This is a genomic window from Agromyces sp. Marseille-P2726 (genome assembly GCF_902809835.1).
In the GTDB taxonomy this organism is placed as follows: domain Bacteria; phylum Actinomycetota; class Actinomycetes; order Actinomycetales; family Microbacteriaceae; genus Agromyces.
Map to the genome: position 1 here is coordinate 107,518 of NZ_CADDWM010000010.1, position 16,501 is coordinate 124,018.

At 70.0% G+C, this 16,501-nt stretch carries 13 protein-coding genes; 10 read left to right on the plus strand and 3 right to left on the minus strand.

The features are described from left to right. Positions 1 to 8 precede the first annotated feature (8 nt). From HUS56_RS03590 to HUS56_RS03630, 9 genes are all read left to right on the plus strand, one after another. Positions 9 to 980 carry a MoxR family ATPase gene (locus HUS56_RS03590; RefSeq protein WP_173922022.1) on the plus strand — a complete coding sequence of 324 codons (972 nt, stop codon included), beginning with the start codon at positions 9 to 11 and terminating at the stop codon, positions 978 to 980. Beyond that, positions 977 to 2,299: a DUF58 domain-containing protein gene (locus HUS56_RS03595; protein ID WP_254431269.1), complete on the plus strand. Its 1,323-nt coding sequence runs from the start codon at positions 977 to 979 to the stop codon at positions 2,297 to 2,299. Before HUS56_RS03590 ends, HUS56_RS03595 begins: the two co-directional genes overlap by 4 nt. Continuing rightward, positions 2,296 to 4,614 (plus strand): transglutaminase domain-containing protein, encoded by a 2,319-nt coding sequence (locus tag HUS56_RS03600; protein ID WP_173922023.1) that lies wholly within the window; start codon positions 2,296 to 2,298, stop codon positions 4,612 to 4,614. Before HUS56_RS03595 ends, HUS56_RS03600 begins: the two co-directional genes overlap by 4 nt. A 155-nt stretch (positions 4,615 to 4,769) precedes the next feature. After that, entirely contained in the window at positions 4,770 to 5,192 is a 423-nt protein-coding gene (locus HUS56_RS03605) for a hypothetical protein (RefSeq protein ID WP_173922024.1), read from the plus strand. A gap of 111 nt (positions 5,193 to 5,303) precedes the next feature. Continuing rightward, entirely contained in the window at positions 5,304 to 8,207 is a 2,904-nt protein-coding gene (locus HUS56_RS03610) for an FtsK/SpoIIIE domain-containing protein (protein ID WP_173922025.1), read from the plus strand. Between the two features lie 107 nt (positions 8,208 to 8,314). Beyond that, on the plus strand, positions 8,315 to 9,541 hold the full coding sequence (locus HUS56_RS03615) for a spermidine/putrescine ABC transporter substrate-binding protein (protein WP_173922167.1): 1,227 nt from the start codon (positions 8,315 to 8,317) through the stop codon (positions 9,539 to 9,541). 2 nt (positions 9,542 to 9,543) lie between these two features. Further along, positions 9,544 to 10,743 (plus strand): ABC transporter ATP-binding protein, encoded by a 1,200-nt coding sequence (locus HUS56_RS03620; protein WP_173922168.1) that lies wholly within the window; start codon positions 9,544 to 9,546, stop codon positions 10,741 to 10,743. 2 nt (positions 10,744 to 10,745) lie between these two features. After that, the gene (locus HUS56_RS03625; protein ID WP_173922026.1) at positions 10,746 to 11,657 is read left to right on the plus strand and encodes an ABC transporter permease; all 912 of its coding nucleotides are present in this window, start codon (positions 10,746 to 10,748) and stop codon (positions 11,655 to 11,657) included. Positions 11,658 to 11,752: 95 nt separating this feature from the next. Next, positions 11,753 to 12,553: an ABC transporter permease gene (locus tag HUS56_RS03630; protein WP_173922169.1), complete on the plus strand. Its 801-nt coding sequence runs from the start codon at positions 11,753 to 11,755 to the stop codon at positions 12,551 to 12,553. A 67-nt stretch (positions 12,554 to 12,620) separates the two neighbouring features. Here HUS56_RS03630 and HUS56_RS03635 read toward each other — a convergent pair whose 3' ends face one another. After that, positions 12,621 to 13,610, minus strand: a complete 990-nt coding sequence (locus HUS56_RS03635; RefSeq protein ID WP_173922027.1) for an asparaginase — start codon at positions 13,608 to 13,610, stop codon at positions 12,621 to 12,623. 4 nt (positions 13,611 to 13,614) lie between these two features. Beyond that, positions 13,615 to 14,991 (minus strand): 4-aminobutyrate--2-oxoglutarate transaminase, encoded by a 1,377-nt coding sequence (gene gabT / locus HUS56_RS03640; RefSeq protein ID WP_173922028.1) that lies wholly within the window; start codon positions 14,989 to 14,991, stop codon positions 13,615 to 13,617. A 92-nt stretch (positions 14,992 to 15,083) separates the two neighbouring features. Here gabT and HUS56_RS03645 point away from each other — a divergent pair, with 92 nt between their 5' ends. Further along, positions 15,084 to 15,560, plus strand: coding sequence for an OsmC family protein (locus HUS56_RS03645; protein WP_173922029.1), 477 nt, complete (start codon positions 15,084 to 15,086; stop codon positions 15,558 to 15,560). Positions 15,561 to 15,572: 12 nt separating this feature from the next. On the opposite strand, the gene HUS56_RS03650 is transcribed toward HUS56_RS03645, so the two are convergent. Further along, complete coding sequence (locus HUS56_RS03650; protein WP_173922030.1) at positions 15,573 to 16,469, minus strand: hypothetical protein; 897 nt, start codon at positions 16,467 to 16,469, stop codon at positions 15,573 to 15,575. Positions 16,470 to 16,501: the final 32 nt, after the last annotated feature.

Genomic DNA, 16,501 nt, shown 5'->3' on the forward strand with positions numbered 1-16,501 from the left:
GAGCGGACATGACGATGACCCCTGAGGAGGCGACGCGGTTCGCCGCGAACCTCGACCGCCTCGTCGGCGCGGTCGAGGAAGTGCTGCTCGGCAAGAACCGAGTGGTGCGCCTCGCGTTCACCGCGCTCCTCAGCGAAGGCCATCTCCTCCTCGACGACGTGCCGGGCACGGGCAAGACCTCGCTCGCGCGTGCGATGGCGCAGTCGGTAGCGGGCACGAGCAACCGGGTGCAGTTCACTCCCGACCTGCTTCCCGGCGACATCACGGGCGTCACGGTCTACGACCAGCGAACGGGCGCCTTCGAGTTCCACCCAGGTCCCGTCTTCGCAAGCATCGTGCTCGCCGACGAGATCAACCGGGCGAGCCCGAAGACCCAGTCGGCACTGCTCGAGGTGATGGAGGAGGGGCAGGTCACGATCGACGGGCAGACGCATCCCGTCGGCCGCCCCTTCATGGTCATCGCGACGCAGAATCCCGTCGAGCAGGCGGGCACGTACCGCCTGCCCGAGGCGCAGCTCGACCGATTCCTCATGCGCTCCTCGATCGGCTACCCCGACCACTCGTCCACGATCCGGATCCTCGAGGGCGCCGACCAGCGGGCGCACGAACATCGCGTCCCCGCCCAACTCGATGCGGAGGAGGTCATCGAGATGGCGGCGCTCGCCAGGACCGTGTATGTCGACCCGACGATCCACGACTACGTGTCGCGGCTCGTCGACGCGACCCGCACGGCCAGAGAGGTGCGGCTCGGCGTGAGCGTGCGCGGTGCGCTCGCCCTCATCCGGGCGGCGAAGTCGCACGCTGCCGGTCGCGGCCGCCACTACGTGGTTCCCGACGACGTGAAGGCGCTGGCGGAGCCCGTGCTCGCCCACCGGCTGATCCTCGATCCCGAGGCGGAGTTCGACGGTGTGACCGCATCGAACATGATCGCGCAGGTGCTCATCGAGACGCCGCCGCCATCCAGTAGGCAGGCCATGTGACCCTCATCCAGACGCGAACGGCGATCCCCGAGGACCCCAGGAAAGAGGGTCTGCTCGCGGTCGTGATCGCGCGCGCCGTGCGCGGGATGGCCGCGGCCGCCGCCGTGCTCGTCCACTGGGCGCGAGCGGTGCAGGGCGTCGTCACTCCGCTCGGATGGACCGTCGTTGCCGGGTCGATCGCCGCACTCCTCGTGGGCTACACGTGGGGGTGGATCGAGTTCGTCGCGGTGGGATGGGGCCTCGCGGTGCTCGTCGTCGTGGCATCCGTCTGGCTGATCGGTCGCGGGGCGTCGACGATCGAACTCGCCCTGCCGACGCCCCGGGTGGTCGTCGGAGATCAGGCCGAAGCGCGGATCACGGCCACGAACCCGGGCCGGCGCCGTTTCGGCGGCGTGCAGCTCGAGGTTCCCGTGGGACCGCGCATCATCGAGCGCGTGCTTCCCGGCCTTCCGCGGGGCGGGGAGTTCGACGAGCAGTTCCGTATTCCGACCGATCGGCGCGGTGTGATCCCGGTCGGGCCTGCACGGACGGTACGCGCCGATCCCATCGGCCTCATCCGTCGCGAGATCGTCTGGTCGCAGACGGTGGAGCTCCACGTCCACCCGCGCACCATCGCCATCGAGGCACTGAGCACCGGATTCATCCGCGACCTCGAGGGCTCGCCGACCCGGGACCTCACTGCGAGCGACATCGCATTCCACGCGCTTCGAGAGTACGTCCGGGGCGACGACCGCCGGTTCATCCACTGGAAGAGCACGGCGAAGACGGGCACGTTCATGGTGCGCCAGTTCGAGGAGACCCGGCGCAGCCGGCTCATGGTGCTGCTCGATCTCGACCCGGGCGCCTACGCCGACGACGGGGAGTTCGAGCTCGCCGTGAGCGCGGCGGCGTCCGTGGGAGCGAGGGCGATCCGGGATGCGAGAACCGTTTCGTTCGTGGTGTCGGGGCGCGGTCGCGACGGTGCGAGCCGCGGCAGCGGCATGCGCGAGCTGCCCACGGTCTCCCGGGATCGGCTGCTCGACGCCCTGTGCCTCGTCGAGCGCGACGACGCGTCGGTGATGCTGCCCGATGTCGCGCGCACGGCGGCCGAGGAGCTGCCGGGCGTGTCGCTCGCGTTCCTCGTCACCGGCACATCCCGGGGTGTCGCGCCGTTGCGAGCCGCGGCCTCACGATTGCCGTCGGGCGTCGAGGCCATCGCCGTGCAGTGCTCGCCCGAGGGCGCCGCGCGTGCTCGCACCATCGCCGGGCTCACGGTGTTCGGCATCGGGTACCTCGAAGACCTCCGGGCGATGCTCGTCAGATCGGCGTCGGTGGCATGAGCCCCCATCGACGTGCAGCGGGTGCCGATCGGCTCTGGCCGACGATGGTCACCGTCGTGCTGCTCGTGTTCATGCTCGCGGCCGCGATGGTGCCGTGGTGGCCGATCTACGAGAGCTGGGCCTTCGTGGTCGCGGCGGCCATCGCGATCCTCGCCGGCTGCGGGATCGGTGTGGCCGGTGCCGCATTCCGTTGGCCGGCGTGGGCGGTGGCGATCATGGTGTTCGGCGCCTATCTCGTCCTCGGCGTCCCGGCCGCGGTGCCCGGCCGGGCCATCGCTGGCGTCGCACCCACCGCGCAGGGGGTCGTCGAACTGCTCGCCGCCACCGCCCTGTCATGGAAGCAGCTCGTGACCATCGCCGTGCCGGTCGGTTCCTACCAGGCGTTGCTCGTGCCGCCGTTCCTCCTCGGCCTCATCGCCGCGACGGTGACGACCACCATCGCCCTTCGGAGTCGACGGCCGTCGGCTGCCGTCCTCCCGCCGACGCTGCTGCTCATCGGCGGGATCGCGCTCGGGGTCGTCCACGACGACCTCGCCATCCAGACTGGGCTCGTGTTCCTGATCGCCGTCGTCGCCTGGCTGGTGCGGGTCGCGATCGCGAACCGCCGTGCGATCACGGCCGGGCGGCCCGTGGAAGCGGCTCTTGCGGACGCCCGACGGGTGCTCGGCGCGTCGGGAATCGTCGCGGTCGCGCTCATCGGCGCCACCGCGGCATCCGTCGCCCTCCCGGTGGCCGCCCGCAACGTCGTCCGAGCCGAACTGCAGCCCCCGTTCGAACCGCAGTCCCAGCAGAGCCCTCTTGCCGGCTTCCGGGCGGCGTTCGAGCGCGAGATCGTCGATGACGTCATGCTCGAGGTCCGCGGGCTCCCAGAGGGTGCAGGCATTCGCGTGGCGACCCTCGACACCTACGACGGCATCGTGTACTCGGTCGGCGGTGGCGACGGCTCCGCGGCATCCGGACGCTTCACGCGCGTGCCGTACCGGCTCGACCAGTCCGACGCCGGCCAGGTGGGCGAGGACGTTGATCGGGTGACGCTCGACGTGACCGTGCGCGGATACTCCGACGTCTGGGTCCCGGGGCTCGGCGACCTCGAGCGGATCGTGTTCAGCGGGCCCCGCGCCGAGGAGCTCGGCGACGCGTACTTCTACAACGCCGAGACGGGAACCGGCGCCGTCGCGCCCGGCCTGCGAGCCGACGACCGGTACACGGCGGTCTCGGTCGTGCCGGTCGCGGGGGATCGGCTGTCGGAGCTCCGCCCCGGCCAGACCCTGCTGCCCCCGCTGCCCGAGCTGCCCGTCAACCTCGTGCGCCTCCTCGACGAGTGGGCACCAGCGTCGGGCAGCGCCGGTGAACGACTCGAAGCGGTCATCGCCGGGTTCCAACGCGAGGGATACGTGAGCCACGGCGTCGACGGACAACCACCGAACCGATCCGGTCACGCCCTCGATCGGCTCGAGGAGCTCGTGACCGATCGACCGATGGTCGGGGACGGCGAGCAGTACGCCGTCGCGGCTGCCCTGATGGCCCGCCAGATCGGCTTCCCGGCCCGTGTGGTCGTCGGGTACCTTCCCGATCCGGCCCAGGAACCTCAGGATGACGCGGGGGCCGCGATCGCCTTCAGGAGCGGCCAGCTCCAGGCGTGGATCGAGGTGCAGACATCGGATGGCGCGTGGGTCTCGGTCGACCCGAACCCCGATATCGGGAAGGACATCCCCGAGCCCGAGCCCGACGAACCGACGGTGGTGTCGCGACCGCAGTCGGCCCTGCCGCCGCCGGCCGACCGAACCCTCGTCGATGACCCGGGATCGGATCCCGACCTCGCGCTCGACCCCCGCGATGACGACATCGAACCCTGGGTGAGCGTGCTCCTCGCGGTGCTCACCGTCGCAGGGTGGGTGCTCCTCGGCCTCGCCCTGGTCGTCAGCCCGTTCCTCGCGATCTTCGTGGCCAAGCTGCGACGCCGGCGCCTCCGACGGCGCGCCGCGACGCCGGTCGAGCGGATCGAGGGCGGTTGGCAGGAGTTCGCCGATGCCGCCGTCGACTTCGGGTATCCGATCCGGGCGAACACGACGAGGGCCGAGCAGGCCGCCACCGTCGGGGGACTCGCGCCGCTCGTGCTCGCGTCCGTCGTCGACCGGGCGGTGTTCGCTCCCGATGGGCCGGCCGACGGCGACGACGTCCGGGTCTGGGACAGCGTGGACGACCTGCAGGCGCGCCTCGCGGCGCCGCGCAGTCGTCGTGAGCGGCTGCTCGCCGCGATCTCGCTCACCTCGCTCACCGGGTACGCTTTCACGCGGAGAGGAGCGACCCCGTGACGTGCCGGATCTGCGGGGCGGAGCTCCCCGAAGACGCGATGTTCTGCGGCGACTGCGGCAGCTCGACGAGCGCGACCCCCGAGTCGAGGCGCCGATGGGACCCGCGGCCGGGTGACACCACCGCATTCGAGCGATCGTCCCCTCCGAAGAGCGGGGTGATCAGCGTCCCGCTCGACGGGTTCCATGCCGTTCGGCAGCTCCGGATCGGCGAAGTCGACGAGCCGCGCGCCGGTCGTGACTTCGTCGGCGGGATGCCTCGCTTCGTGCTCGCCTTCAGCACGGGCGAGACCCGCACGGTGTTCGGCACCGGGCTCATCGGTCGGAAGCCGCTGCCGCAGCCCGGGGAGACGTTCGATCACCTGGTCCAGGTCGCCGATGAGACGTTGTCGGTTTCGAAGACCCATCTCGAGTTCGGCGAGCACGATGGGCTGCTCTGGATCGCCGACCGCTTCTCCGGGAACGGGACCATCGTCCGTCGCCCCGACGACGGCGCCCTGCGATGCGAACCCGGCCGTCGCTACCTCGTCCCACGCGGGAGCCGCGTCGAACTCGCGGAGCAGTTCTTCACCGTCGTCTGAGGGCGGACGGCCCGGGGCACTCATCCTCCCCAACCGGAGTCGGCCGTGCGCGAGTGAGACCCGAACGGATGACGCAGCGCGCGCCTCTTCGCCCGGTGGTCGGATGACGGAGTGGACCCTGCCCCGCTCCGGGAACCCGCCGCTCCGGCCATCCCACTCTCCCTGCCCCCGCACCCGCCCGCTCCCGCGCCGGCCGCGTTCCCGCTGCTCGCGACCATCGCGCCGATGGCCGGTGCGGTGGTGTTGTGGCTGGTCACCGGTTCGCCGATCGCGCTGGCGTTCGCCGCGCTCGGACCGGTCGTCGCCGTCGCCTCGGTGTTCGATGCCCGGCGGCAGGCGCGGCGTTCGAAGCGACGCGGTGCGACCGAGCGCGCATCGCGGCTCGAGGAGTTGCGGGACTCGATCGCTGCCCGACACGAGGCCGAGCGAGCCGACGCCTGGCGGCGTACTCCGTCGGCCCGCACGATCGTCGAGCGCCAGTCGGTCGACTGGAGCGACCGCTCGTCGGGGCCGGTCGTGCTGGGGCGTGGCGCGGTGCCGAGCATCCTGCGTATCGACGGGGCACCGGTCGACGAGACCGATCGGGCGGTGCTCGAGACGGCGGGTCGACTGCTCGACGCGCCGGTGCTCGGCGTGCCGTCGAAGGGCATCGGCATCGTCGGGCCGCCACCGCTCGCCCAGGCGCTCGCCCGGTCCCTGCTGGTCCAGGTGGCGCACCGCTGCCGTCCCGACGGCGCCGGCGTCGAGGTCCCCGGTACGTCGACATGGGAGTGGGCCGGCCTGCTTCCGCATCACGCTCGCGATGATCGTGGTGTCATCCGCGTCGTCGACCCGACGGTCATGATCCCGCGCGGGCCCGACGCCGCGACGATCGCCCTTTCCGACGATCTCGTGGCACTGCCGCCGGGGCTCGAGACGGTCGTCGTCGTGCACGGACCGCGACGTGCCGTCGTCGAGTTCCGCGGCATCGCCCCTCGGGTCGTGGTGCCCGAGCTGCTCACCGAGGCCGAGGCCGCGACGTGGGCGCGGTCGGTCGGCGCGGCGGCTGCGCGCGAGGGCCTCCGCCGCGACGACGGTGCACTGTCGGGGGGCCGCGAACTAGGCGACCTGCCACAGCCCGTCTCATCGCCCGAAGCGCGATCGTCTCTGCGGGCGGCGGTCGGCATGACCGCACGCGGCCCGCTCGAGATCGACCTCGCCAAGGGGCCGCATGCGATCGTCGGAGGCACGACCGGCAGCGGCAAGAGCGAGTTCCTCCTTGCCTGGGTCGCGGCCATGGCGGCGAGCCATCGACCGAGCCGCGTCTCATTCCTCCTGATCGATTTCAAGGGTGGCGCGGCGTTCGAGCCGCTCCGCGAGCTGCCCCATGTGGCCGGAATCGTCACCGACCTCGACGAGGCCGAGGCCGAGCGCGCCGTGCAGAGCCTGCGTGCCGAGCTGCGCCATCGCGAGAGTGTGCTCCGTGACGCACGGGTGCGCGACATCGTCGACCTCGGCTCCGACGTCGACCTCGCCCGTCTCGTGATCGTCGTCGACGAGTACCAGGCGATGATCGAGCGCTTCCCCGACCTCGGCACGGTGATCGCCGACATCGCAGCCCGCGGGCGTTCCCTGGGCGTGCATCTCGTCCTGGCCTCGCAACGACCGAATGGCGTCGTCCGCGAGCAGGTGACGGCGAACTGCCCGATCCGCGTGTCGCTGCGAGTGATGCAGCGCGCCGACAGCGTTGCGGTCGTCGGCACCGACGCCGCAGCCTCGATCGGATCCGACACTCCCGGACGCGGCATCGCCGACGTGGGTGACGGACTTCCCGTGGCGTTCCAGTCCGCAAGGGCGGGCCCGTCGTCGCTCGACAGGATTCGAAGGGCGAACACCGGCGTCCCGGTGGCGAGACGTCCGTGGGCGGATCCGCTGCCCGACCGACTCGATCCCGCACGGCTCGTCGAGTTCGACGCCGCCGAGCCTGCGCCCGCCGGAACCTGGGGCATCGGGCTCGTCGATGAGCCCGAGCGGCAGCGGCACGGGCTCGCCGCTTGGACGCCGGCCGTCGAGGGGCACCTCCTCGTCGCGGGTTCGTCGGGCAGCGGTCGCGCCACCGCACTCGCGGCGGTGGCCTGGGCGGCGGCACGCGACACGAGGGCGGACCCGGTCGTCCAGCTCCACGGACCGCGCAGTTCGCAATGGGACGCCCTGCACGACCTGCTCGACCAGGTCAGGACCCGAACGGCTCGCGGCGTGATGCTGATCGATGATCTCGACATTCGCTTCCGCGACTGGCCAGACGACTACCGGGTCGCCGCGATGTCCCTGCTCGAATCCGTGCTTCGCGAGGGCCGGGCCTGCGGCTTCGCGGTGGCGGCGGCGGTCGCACAGCCACATCGACTTCCGTCGGGCGTTCGCGAGGCGTTCGGCACGACGCTGCTGCTGCGGCAGCCCACGCGCTCGGATCTCCTGCACTCCGGCGGCGTCGGCGAGCTGTGGCGAGCCGGCGACCCGGTCGGGTCCGGCCAGTGGCGAGGCCGGCGGTTGCAGATCGTCGCCGCTCCGCCGCCCGCTGGGCACACCGCCGCCGTGATACCGGCGTTCGACCTCGCCGACACGGCCCGCGTGGTCCTCGTCGTCTCACGATCACCCAAGACGGATGCCGCGACGCTGGGAGCACTCCGCGCGGGCGTGGACCCCATCGTGCTGGAGCCGACCGGTGAAGCCGCGGCACGAGCAGTGCTCGCCGCCTCCCGAAGCCATGACGACGATCGACTCGTGGTCGTCGGGGACGCCGACGCATGGGCGGCGAGCTGGCCCCTCGCGGCGCAGCTCAGGGAGGACGCGACGATCGTGGTGCACGGCGGTTCACGTGAGTATCGCGTCCTCGGGTCGGACCTCGGGTTGCCTCCGCTGCTCGACGACCCCGTCGCACAGTGCTGGGTGATCCCGCGGCATGGACCCGTTCGACGTGCTTGGTGGATGAGTCCCGATACGACTGAAACCGAGGCGCCAGCCGCGACTCGAAACTGAATCCGCACCGCATCCGGCAGAAAATTAACGATTCGGTCATGATCTCGTGAATCTCGGCTCGCCGTGTGGCAGGATCTACGCACCCCCAGCACGTGTCTGCGTTCCGAATGGAGTTCCCCGTGACCGCTCGACCCCTTCCCGAAGACCCGATGATCCGTTCGCTGATCGCTTCCGCGCGCAGGGCCCAGTTGAACCGCCGTGCGCTGCTCGCCGGCGCCGGTGCCGGGGCGTCGGCGCTGGCTCTGGCCGCCTGTTCGACCGGGAGCGGTGAGGCGCGACCGAGCGCGGCGGCCGACAAGTCCTCGAGTGACAAGACGCTCAATTGGGCGAACTGGGCGGCCTACATCGACGAAGACGACGCCGGCAACTACCCGACCCTGGTCGCGTTCACCGAAGAGACGGGCATCTCCGTCAACTACGAGGTCGCGGTCGACGACAACAACACGTACTACGGCAAGGTCAAGGACCAGCTCGCCCTCGGCCAGGACATCGGCGCCGATACCGTGTGCCTCACCGACTGGATGGTCTCGCGCTGGATCCGCCTCGGGTACACGCAGGAACTCGACCACGACAACATCCCGAACCTCTCGAACCTCACCCCGTCGTTGCGCGAGCCCGACTTCGACCCGGGGCGCGCCCACTCGATCCCGTGGCAGGGCGGCTTCGCCGGCATCGCCTGGAACAAGGAGGCCATTCCCGGAGGCCTCGAGAGCGTGTCCGACCTCTGGGATTCGTCGCTCAAGGGCCGCGTCGGCGTGCTCTCCGAGATGCGCGACACCATGGGCTGCATCATGCTCGACAACGGTGTCGACATCTCGGGCGACTGGGGCGATGAGGAGTACTCGGCGTCGATCGAGATCCTGCGGGAGCAGGTCGAGAGCGGCCAGGTGCGGAACATCAAGGGCAACTCGTACCTGGAGGACCTCAAGAGCGAAGACACGCTCGCGGCGATCGTGTGGTCCGGCGACATCACGGTCCTCAACGCCGAGGCGGGCGACAAGTGGGAGTTCGCGATCCCCTCGGCAGGCGGCACCCTCTGGAACGACAACTTCCTGGTCCCCATCGGCTCGCCGCGCAAGACCAACGCCGAAACGCTCATCAACTACTACTACGAGCCCGAGGTCGCCGCCGAGGTCGCCGCCTGGGTGAACTTCATCACCCCCGTCGTCGGTGCCAAGGAGGCCGCGATCGCGATCGATCCCGAACTCGCCGAGAACCAGCTCATCTTCCCGAACGAGCAGACGCTCTCGACGGCGCACATCTTCCGTTCGCTGAGCGGAGCGGAGGAGCAGAAGTACCAGGCCGAGTTCCAGAGCATCCTGCTGGGCGCGTGACCATGGTCGTACGAGAGTTCGCCGAGCGCGGCGCCGATCTCGAACTCGTCGGGATCCAGAAGCGGTTCCCCGGATTCACGGCGATCGAGTCCCTCGACCTCACGATCCCCGCCGGTTCGTTCTTCGCCCTCCTCGGCCCTTCGGGCTGCGGCAAGACCACGACGTTGCGCCTCGTCGCAGGCCTCGAGGAACCCACGCAGGGTCGCATCCTCATCGGCGGCAAAGACGTCACCGCGACGAAGTCGCACCAGCGACCGGTCAACACCGTGTTCCAGAGCTACGCGCTCTTCCCGCACATGACGGTGCTCGAGAACGTCGCGTTCGGGCTGAAGCGCCGTCGTATCGGCGACCCGCTCGGCAAGGCGCACGAGGCGCTCCGACTCGTCGAACTGGATCACCTCGCGCAACGGCGGCCGCAGCAGCTCTCGGGCGGGCAGCAGCAGCGGGTGGCGCTCGCTCGTGCGATCGTCAACCGGCCCGCGCTCCTGCTGCTCGACGAGCCGCTCGGTGCACTCGACCTGAAGCTGCGCCGGCAGATGCAGCTCGAGCTGAAGAGCATTCAGGAGGAGGTGGGCCTCACGTTCCTCCATGTCACGCACGACCAGGAGGAGGCCATGACCATGGCCGACACCGTCGCCGTCATGAACAAGGGCGCCATCGAGCAGATGGGCGCGCCCGAGGTGCTCTACGAGCTGCCGCGCACCACGTTCGTCGCCAACTTCCTCGGCCAGTCGAACCTGTTCACGGGCGCGGTGGTGGCGACGACCGGCGCCGCCATCACCGTCGAAGCGGGCGGTTCCCGCATCGTCGTGCCGACCGCACGAGCGCAGCGCCACCAGGGCGAGGTCACCGTCGGCGTGCGACCCGAGAAGGTTGTGCTCCACCTCGAGGAACCCACGGCGACCCCCGATCGCAACCTTCTCGGCCCGGGTCGGATCATCGACGTCTCGTTCTCGGGCGTCAGCACGCAGTACATCATCGAGACGCCCGGACTCGGAACCGTCCTCGTGTTCGCGCAGAACGTCGGCATGGGCCCGGCGGCCGCCGTCGGTGACGAGGTGTGGGTCAGCTGGGACGTCGAGCACGGCTTCGGCCTCGACGACGATCCCGCCGAGGCCGGCCGATTCCCGGCCGACGCCTCCACGCGCTCCATCGCCGTGCAACAGCGCGAAGCGCTCGTCACGGAGCTCGAGGAGAACTGACGATGGCCTTCGCAGCGTTCGCGACGGCGGAGGCATTGCCGCAGGCACCGAAGCGCAGGAGCCGTATCGCGCTGTTCCTGCTCCTGCCGGGCATCCTCTACCTCGTCCTGTTCTTCCTGACGCCGCTCGTGTCGCTCGTGCTGACCTCCCTGCAGGCGCCGAGCGAGTTCGGCGACATCGGCCAGTACGACTACGCGTTCAACTGGCAGAACTACGTGGCGGTCGTGGAGGCGTACCTCCCGCACATCCTGCGCTCGTTCGGCTATGCGCTCGTGGCGACGGTGCTGGCGCTGCTGTTCAGCTACCCGCTGGCCTACTTCATCGGGGTCAAGGCACGACGCTGGCCGCTCCTGCAGAGCCTGATGCTCGTGCTCGTGATCGCCCCGTTCTTCATCAGCTTCCTCCTGCGTACGCTGGCGTGGAAGCAGATCCTCTCCGACGAGTCCTTCATCATCACCTCGCTGAAGGCGCTGTCGCTCATGGCGCCCGACGGCCACTTCACCGGCACGCCGTTCGCCGTGATCTTCGGCCTCACCTACAACTTCATCCCCTTCATGACTCTGCCGCTGTACTCGACGCTCGAGCGCCTCGACACCCGGTACCTCGAGGCCGGCAGCGATCTCTACGCGAACGCCTTCACGGTGTTCCGCAAGATCACGATCCCGCTCTCCATGCCGGGCATCGTCGCCGGAACGCTGCTCACGTTCATCCCGGCTGCGGGCGACTACATCAACGCGAGTCGCGACTTCCTCGGTGGGCCCGACACGCAGATGATGGGCAACGTGATCGAGGCCAACTTCCTCGTGCTGCAGAACTATCCTGCGGCCGCGGCGCTCTCGATCATCCTCATGGCCGTGATCCTCGTGTTCGTCGGTGTCTACGTGAAGCGCTCCGGAACGGAGGACCTGCTGTGAGTGGCGAAGTCCAGGCCGCCGCCGTCCTCGGCGGACTCGCCGAGGGCGAACAACTCGAGGACCGCCGACCTCCGAGGCGCCCTCGCGATCGGCGCATCGGACTCGGCGACTGGCTCCTGCCCGCCTACGCGGTCATCGCGTTCGTGTTCCTGCTGATCCCCATCGCCTACACGTTCGTGTTCTCCTTCAACGACTCGATCAAGTCGAACATCGCGTGGCGCGGATTCACCCTCGACAAGTGGCTGAACGTGTGCAACGTCGAGGGCGGCGCCGTCTGCGAGGCCTTCGGGAACAGCATCGTCATCGGCCTCGTGGCCACCGTCGTCGCGACGGCACTCGGCACGATGATCGCCATCGCGTTGGTGCGGTACCGGTTCCGCGCGCGCTCCTCGATCAGCCTGCTGCTGTTCCTGCCGATGGCCACGCCCGAGGTCGTGCTGGGTGCGGGTCTCGCCGCTCAGTTCCTGGCGGTCGGTGTTCCGAAGGACATGACGACGATCATCCTGGCGCACACGATGTTCTGCATCAGCTTCGTCGTGGTCACGGTGAAGGCGCGCGTTGCGAGCCTCGACCCAGCCCTCGAGGAGGCCGGTCGCGACCTGTACGGCTCTCCCGCCCAGGTGTTCTGGCGGATCACCTTCCCGCTGCTCACCCCGGGCATCCTGGCGGCGGCGCTGCTGTCCTTCGCGCTGAGCTTCGACGACTTCATCATCACGAACTTCAACTCGGGCTCGGTCTCGACCTTCCCCAAGTACATCTACATCTCCGCGTCCCGCGGGATTCCGGCCGAGGCGAACGTCATCGCGTCCGCGGTGTTCCTCTTCGCGCTGATCCTGGTGATCGTCGCGCAGGTCTCGCGCGCGGCACGAGCCAAACGGCTCGCGAAGCTCGGCTGACCCGAACCGAGCACGGGGGCGGGTGCCGCAGCACGACGTTTGCCGCGGCATCCGCTCACCACCGCGGTCAGACCGAGGCGCGGATCTCGCCGACCCGGCGCTCGCCGCCCATGACCCAGAGGTCGAGCTCGGTCTGCACTTCGTCGACCGCGGCGTCATCGACTGCGCCGGCACCGGCGAGCAGCCGGAGCGCGATGATGGTCGACGCTCGCGAGGAGCCGTCGAGCACCTTCAGCGCCGTCGTCGTGCCGTCGGGCGCGGTCATCACCATGACCCCCTCGGCGCCGACCTTGGCGAACACGCCCAGGCGTTCGATCGCGACGGAGTCGGGCTGGCCCGGCCCGCCCACCGCCCAAGCGTGCTCGCGCACGGCATCGGTGAGCGCCGCGGCTTCGCGGAACAGCGCGAACGGCGACGCGGAAGCAGCGGTCGTGATCTTCTGCACGCCTCTCGCCAGCGCGTACAGGCTGACGGCGTGCACGGGGGCGCCGCATCCGTCGACCGCGGTGGCCGCTGGTCGCTCGCCGGTGAACCGCTCGACCACGTCGAGGATGCGCTTCTGCAGCGGATGCGCGGGGTCGAGGTAGCCGTCGAGCGGCCAGCCGTTCGCGACGCAGGCCAAGAGCATCGCCGCATGCTTGCCGGAGCAGTTCATGTACACGCGTTCGCGCGACCCGCCACGGCGCAGGAGCTCCTCGCGTGCCGCCTGGTCGGTCGGCGCCGCCGGAGGGCAGCCGAGAGCGGAGGCGGGGAGCGACGCCCGGTCGAGCAGGCCGCGCACGAGGGCGACGTGCGCCGCCGTGCCCGAGTGGCTCGCCGTCGCGATCGCGGCGTCCTCACCGCGAAGCGTCACCCCCGACGTCATCACGGCCACCGCCTGGAACGGCTTCAGGCACGACCTCGGGAACGTGGGGGTGCGGATGTCGCCGAGGGCACGCACGACCTCGCCCTCGGGGGAGAGCACGACGGCAGAACCGGCGTGCCTGGACTCGATGAAACCACTGCGCTCGACCACGGCGAGTTCGACGGCGTCGGTGACGGAGAATGTGCCGGGCACCGCGCTACCCGAGCGACGCCAAGCCGTCGTCGAGCACGTGCAGTGCGTCGTCGATGAGGGAGTCGCTCACGGCGAGGCTCGGGAGGAAGCGCAGCACGTTGCCCCACGTGCCCGCGCTCAGGAAGAGCACGCCGTGCTGCGCCGCGTGGGCGACGAGGCGCGAGACGGCGTCGGGGTTCGGCACCTTGGTACTGTCGCCCGTGCCCGGCTGCACGAGCTCGATCGCGATCATCGCGCCTCTGCCGCGGATGTCGCCGATGACGTCGTAGCGCTGCTTCAACCGCTCGAGGCCGGCCTTCAGGCTCGACCCGATGCGGTCGGCCTCGGCGAGCAGCCCGTTCGACTCGATCGATTCGAAGACCGCGACCGCCGCGGCACATGCCACCGGGTTGCCCCCGAACGTGCCGCCCAGTCCGCCGGGGTGCGACGCGTCCATGATCTCCGCCCGGCCCGTGACGGCGGCGAGCGGCAGACCCCCGGCGATGCCCTTCGCGGAAAGCACCAGGTCGGGAACCCACTCGAAGTGCTCGCTCGCGAAGTACCGGCCTGTGCGGGCCATACCGCTCTGGATCTCGTCGGCGATCATCACGACGCCGTTCTCGGTGCACCACGACTGCAGGGTCGGCAGAAAACCGTCGGCGGGAACCATGAACCCGCCCTCGCCCTGGATCGGCTCGACGACGAGGCAGGCGAGATCGCTCGCCCCGACGACCTTCTCGAGGTAGGCGATCGTTCGCGCCGCGGCATCCTGGCCCGACAGGCCATCGCGGTAGGGATACGAGCTCGGCGCGTGGTAGACGTCGCCCGCGAAGGGGCCGTAGCCCGTGGCGTACGGATGGGCCTTGTAGTTCATGGCCATGGTCAGGTTCGTTCGGCCGTGATAGGCGTGGTCGAGTACCGCGACCGCCCGACGACCGGTGAACTTGCGTGCGATCTTCACCCCGTTCTCGACGGCCTCGGCACCCGAGTTGACGAGCACGGACTTCTTCTCGAAGCGGCCGGGGGTGTGGGTGGCGAGGAGCTCGGCGACGCGCACGTACTCCTCGTACGGCGTGATGGTGAACAGCGTGTGGATGACGTCCTGCAGCTGGTCGGCGGCCGCGGCGACGACGCGCTGCTCGGTGTGGCCGATGGTGGTCACGCCGATGCCCGCGCCGAAGTCGATGAACTGGTTGCCGTCGACATCGACGAGGATCGCCCCGTTCGCGCGCTCGATGTACACGGGCAGGGCGGAGGACACGCCCGAGGAGACGACCTTCGATCGCCGGGCATGCAGTTCCTCGGACTTCGGACCCGGGACGGCAGTCACGATCCGGCGTTCTTGCGGCACGGAATACACGGGCGCGGACGCGGTCTCTGCAGGGATCTGGGTGTCAGTCATGATGGGCTAAGCCTATCCCGGTGGGGCATGGCCGCCGAGGCCGCCGACCGTGCAGAATCGGATGACGCGACCCACTGATCGGAGGCGACGGCATGCTCGGCGAACACCGGTACGAGGTCGAGGTCGAATGGCTCGGCGATCGTGGGGAGGGAACGGCGGACTACCGGGCGTACGGACGCCAGCACGTCGTGCGGGCTCCGGGGAAGACGCACGATCTCGACGGCTCGAGCGATCGCGTGTTCCACGGCGACCGCGAACGATGGAATCCCGAGGAGCTGCTGCTCGCCGCGCTCAGCCAGTGCCACATGCTCTCGTACCTGCATGTCGCGACTCGGCACGGCGTGATCGTGCGCGGGTACACCGATGCCGCGACGGGAACCATGGTCGAGGACGGACGCGGTGGCGGCGCCTTCATCGAGGCGACGCTCCGGCCCAGGGTGGTGGTGGCGGACGCCACGATGCTGGCGCTCGCCGACGAGATCCACGCCGAGGCATCCGACAAGTGCTTCATCGCGGCATCGGTCGCGTTCCCGGTGCATCACAAGCCGGTCGCCGTCGTCGCCGACTGACTCCGGCCGGGATCAGCCGACCGACGGCACCGTGGCGGGTGGGCACGCCTCACCGCCGACGAGCCGCGAGCAGGGCGGGAAGAACGAGGGGAGCCGCTCGGCCTCGGGGTCGCCGAACCAGCGATGCCAGATGCGCCAGAAGTTGAGGTTGCCGAAGGCCGAGCAGGCGTCGCCCGAGTCGGGGTCGGCGAGCGTCGCATCGCTCGGCTGGTACGGCGTGTAGTTGTAGAGGTTCGCGGTGGCCTGGTTGCGGATCTCGACGGGGGAGGCGCCACAGGCGGCATCGGGGTGGTACCCGACGTCGACGGTGCCGACGTGGAAGCGGCGGTCGGGTTGCTCCGTGTACTGCCGGAACTGCCAGGCGGCGTTGTACACCTGGTTGAAGAAGCCGAAGTACTTCGTGTCGCAGTCGGCGGTGTCGGGGCATCCGTAGCCGGTCGCACGCTCGTACCCCGACACCGTCGGTCGCGTGAGCAGCGACTGCTCCTTCTGCAGCAGCACGAGCAGGGTCTGCGGGCTGATCCCGCACGCGACCGACACCTTCGCGATGATCCGGCTGGCACGCTCCCGGATGCCGCCACGGTACTCGGAGCAGTGGCCGTCGCCCTCGGCAGGTTGGGTCGTGGTCGTCTGGCGGTGGTCGGCGAGGCACCGCACATCCTCATCGGGCCGACACGGCACCGACTCGAGGAAGGCCTGGATGTCGTCCTCGTCCATGGCCGAGCTGTCGAAGAACGCGTCGTCGCTGACGATGAAGCCCGGATCGAACTCCGAGGTCGGCCGTTCCTGGGCCTCGGCCGTCGCTGCGGGGGTGGGCGACGGCGTCGCCTCGCCCGGCGCCGAGCAGGCGGCCAGGGCGAGCGCCGCGAGAGCGGCTGCGGCGGCTCCGGCGACCTTGGTGATGCTCATCGGCGACGACGATACCGGGCGTGCTCGAACCG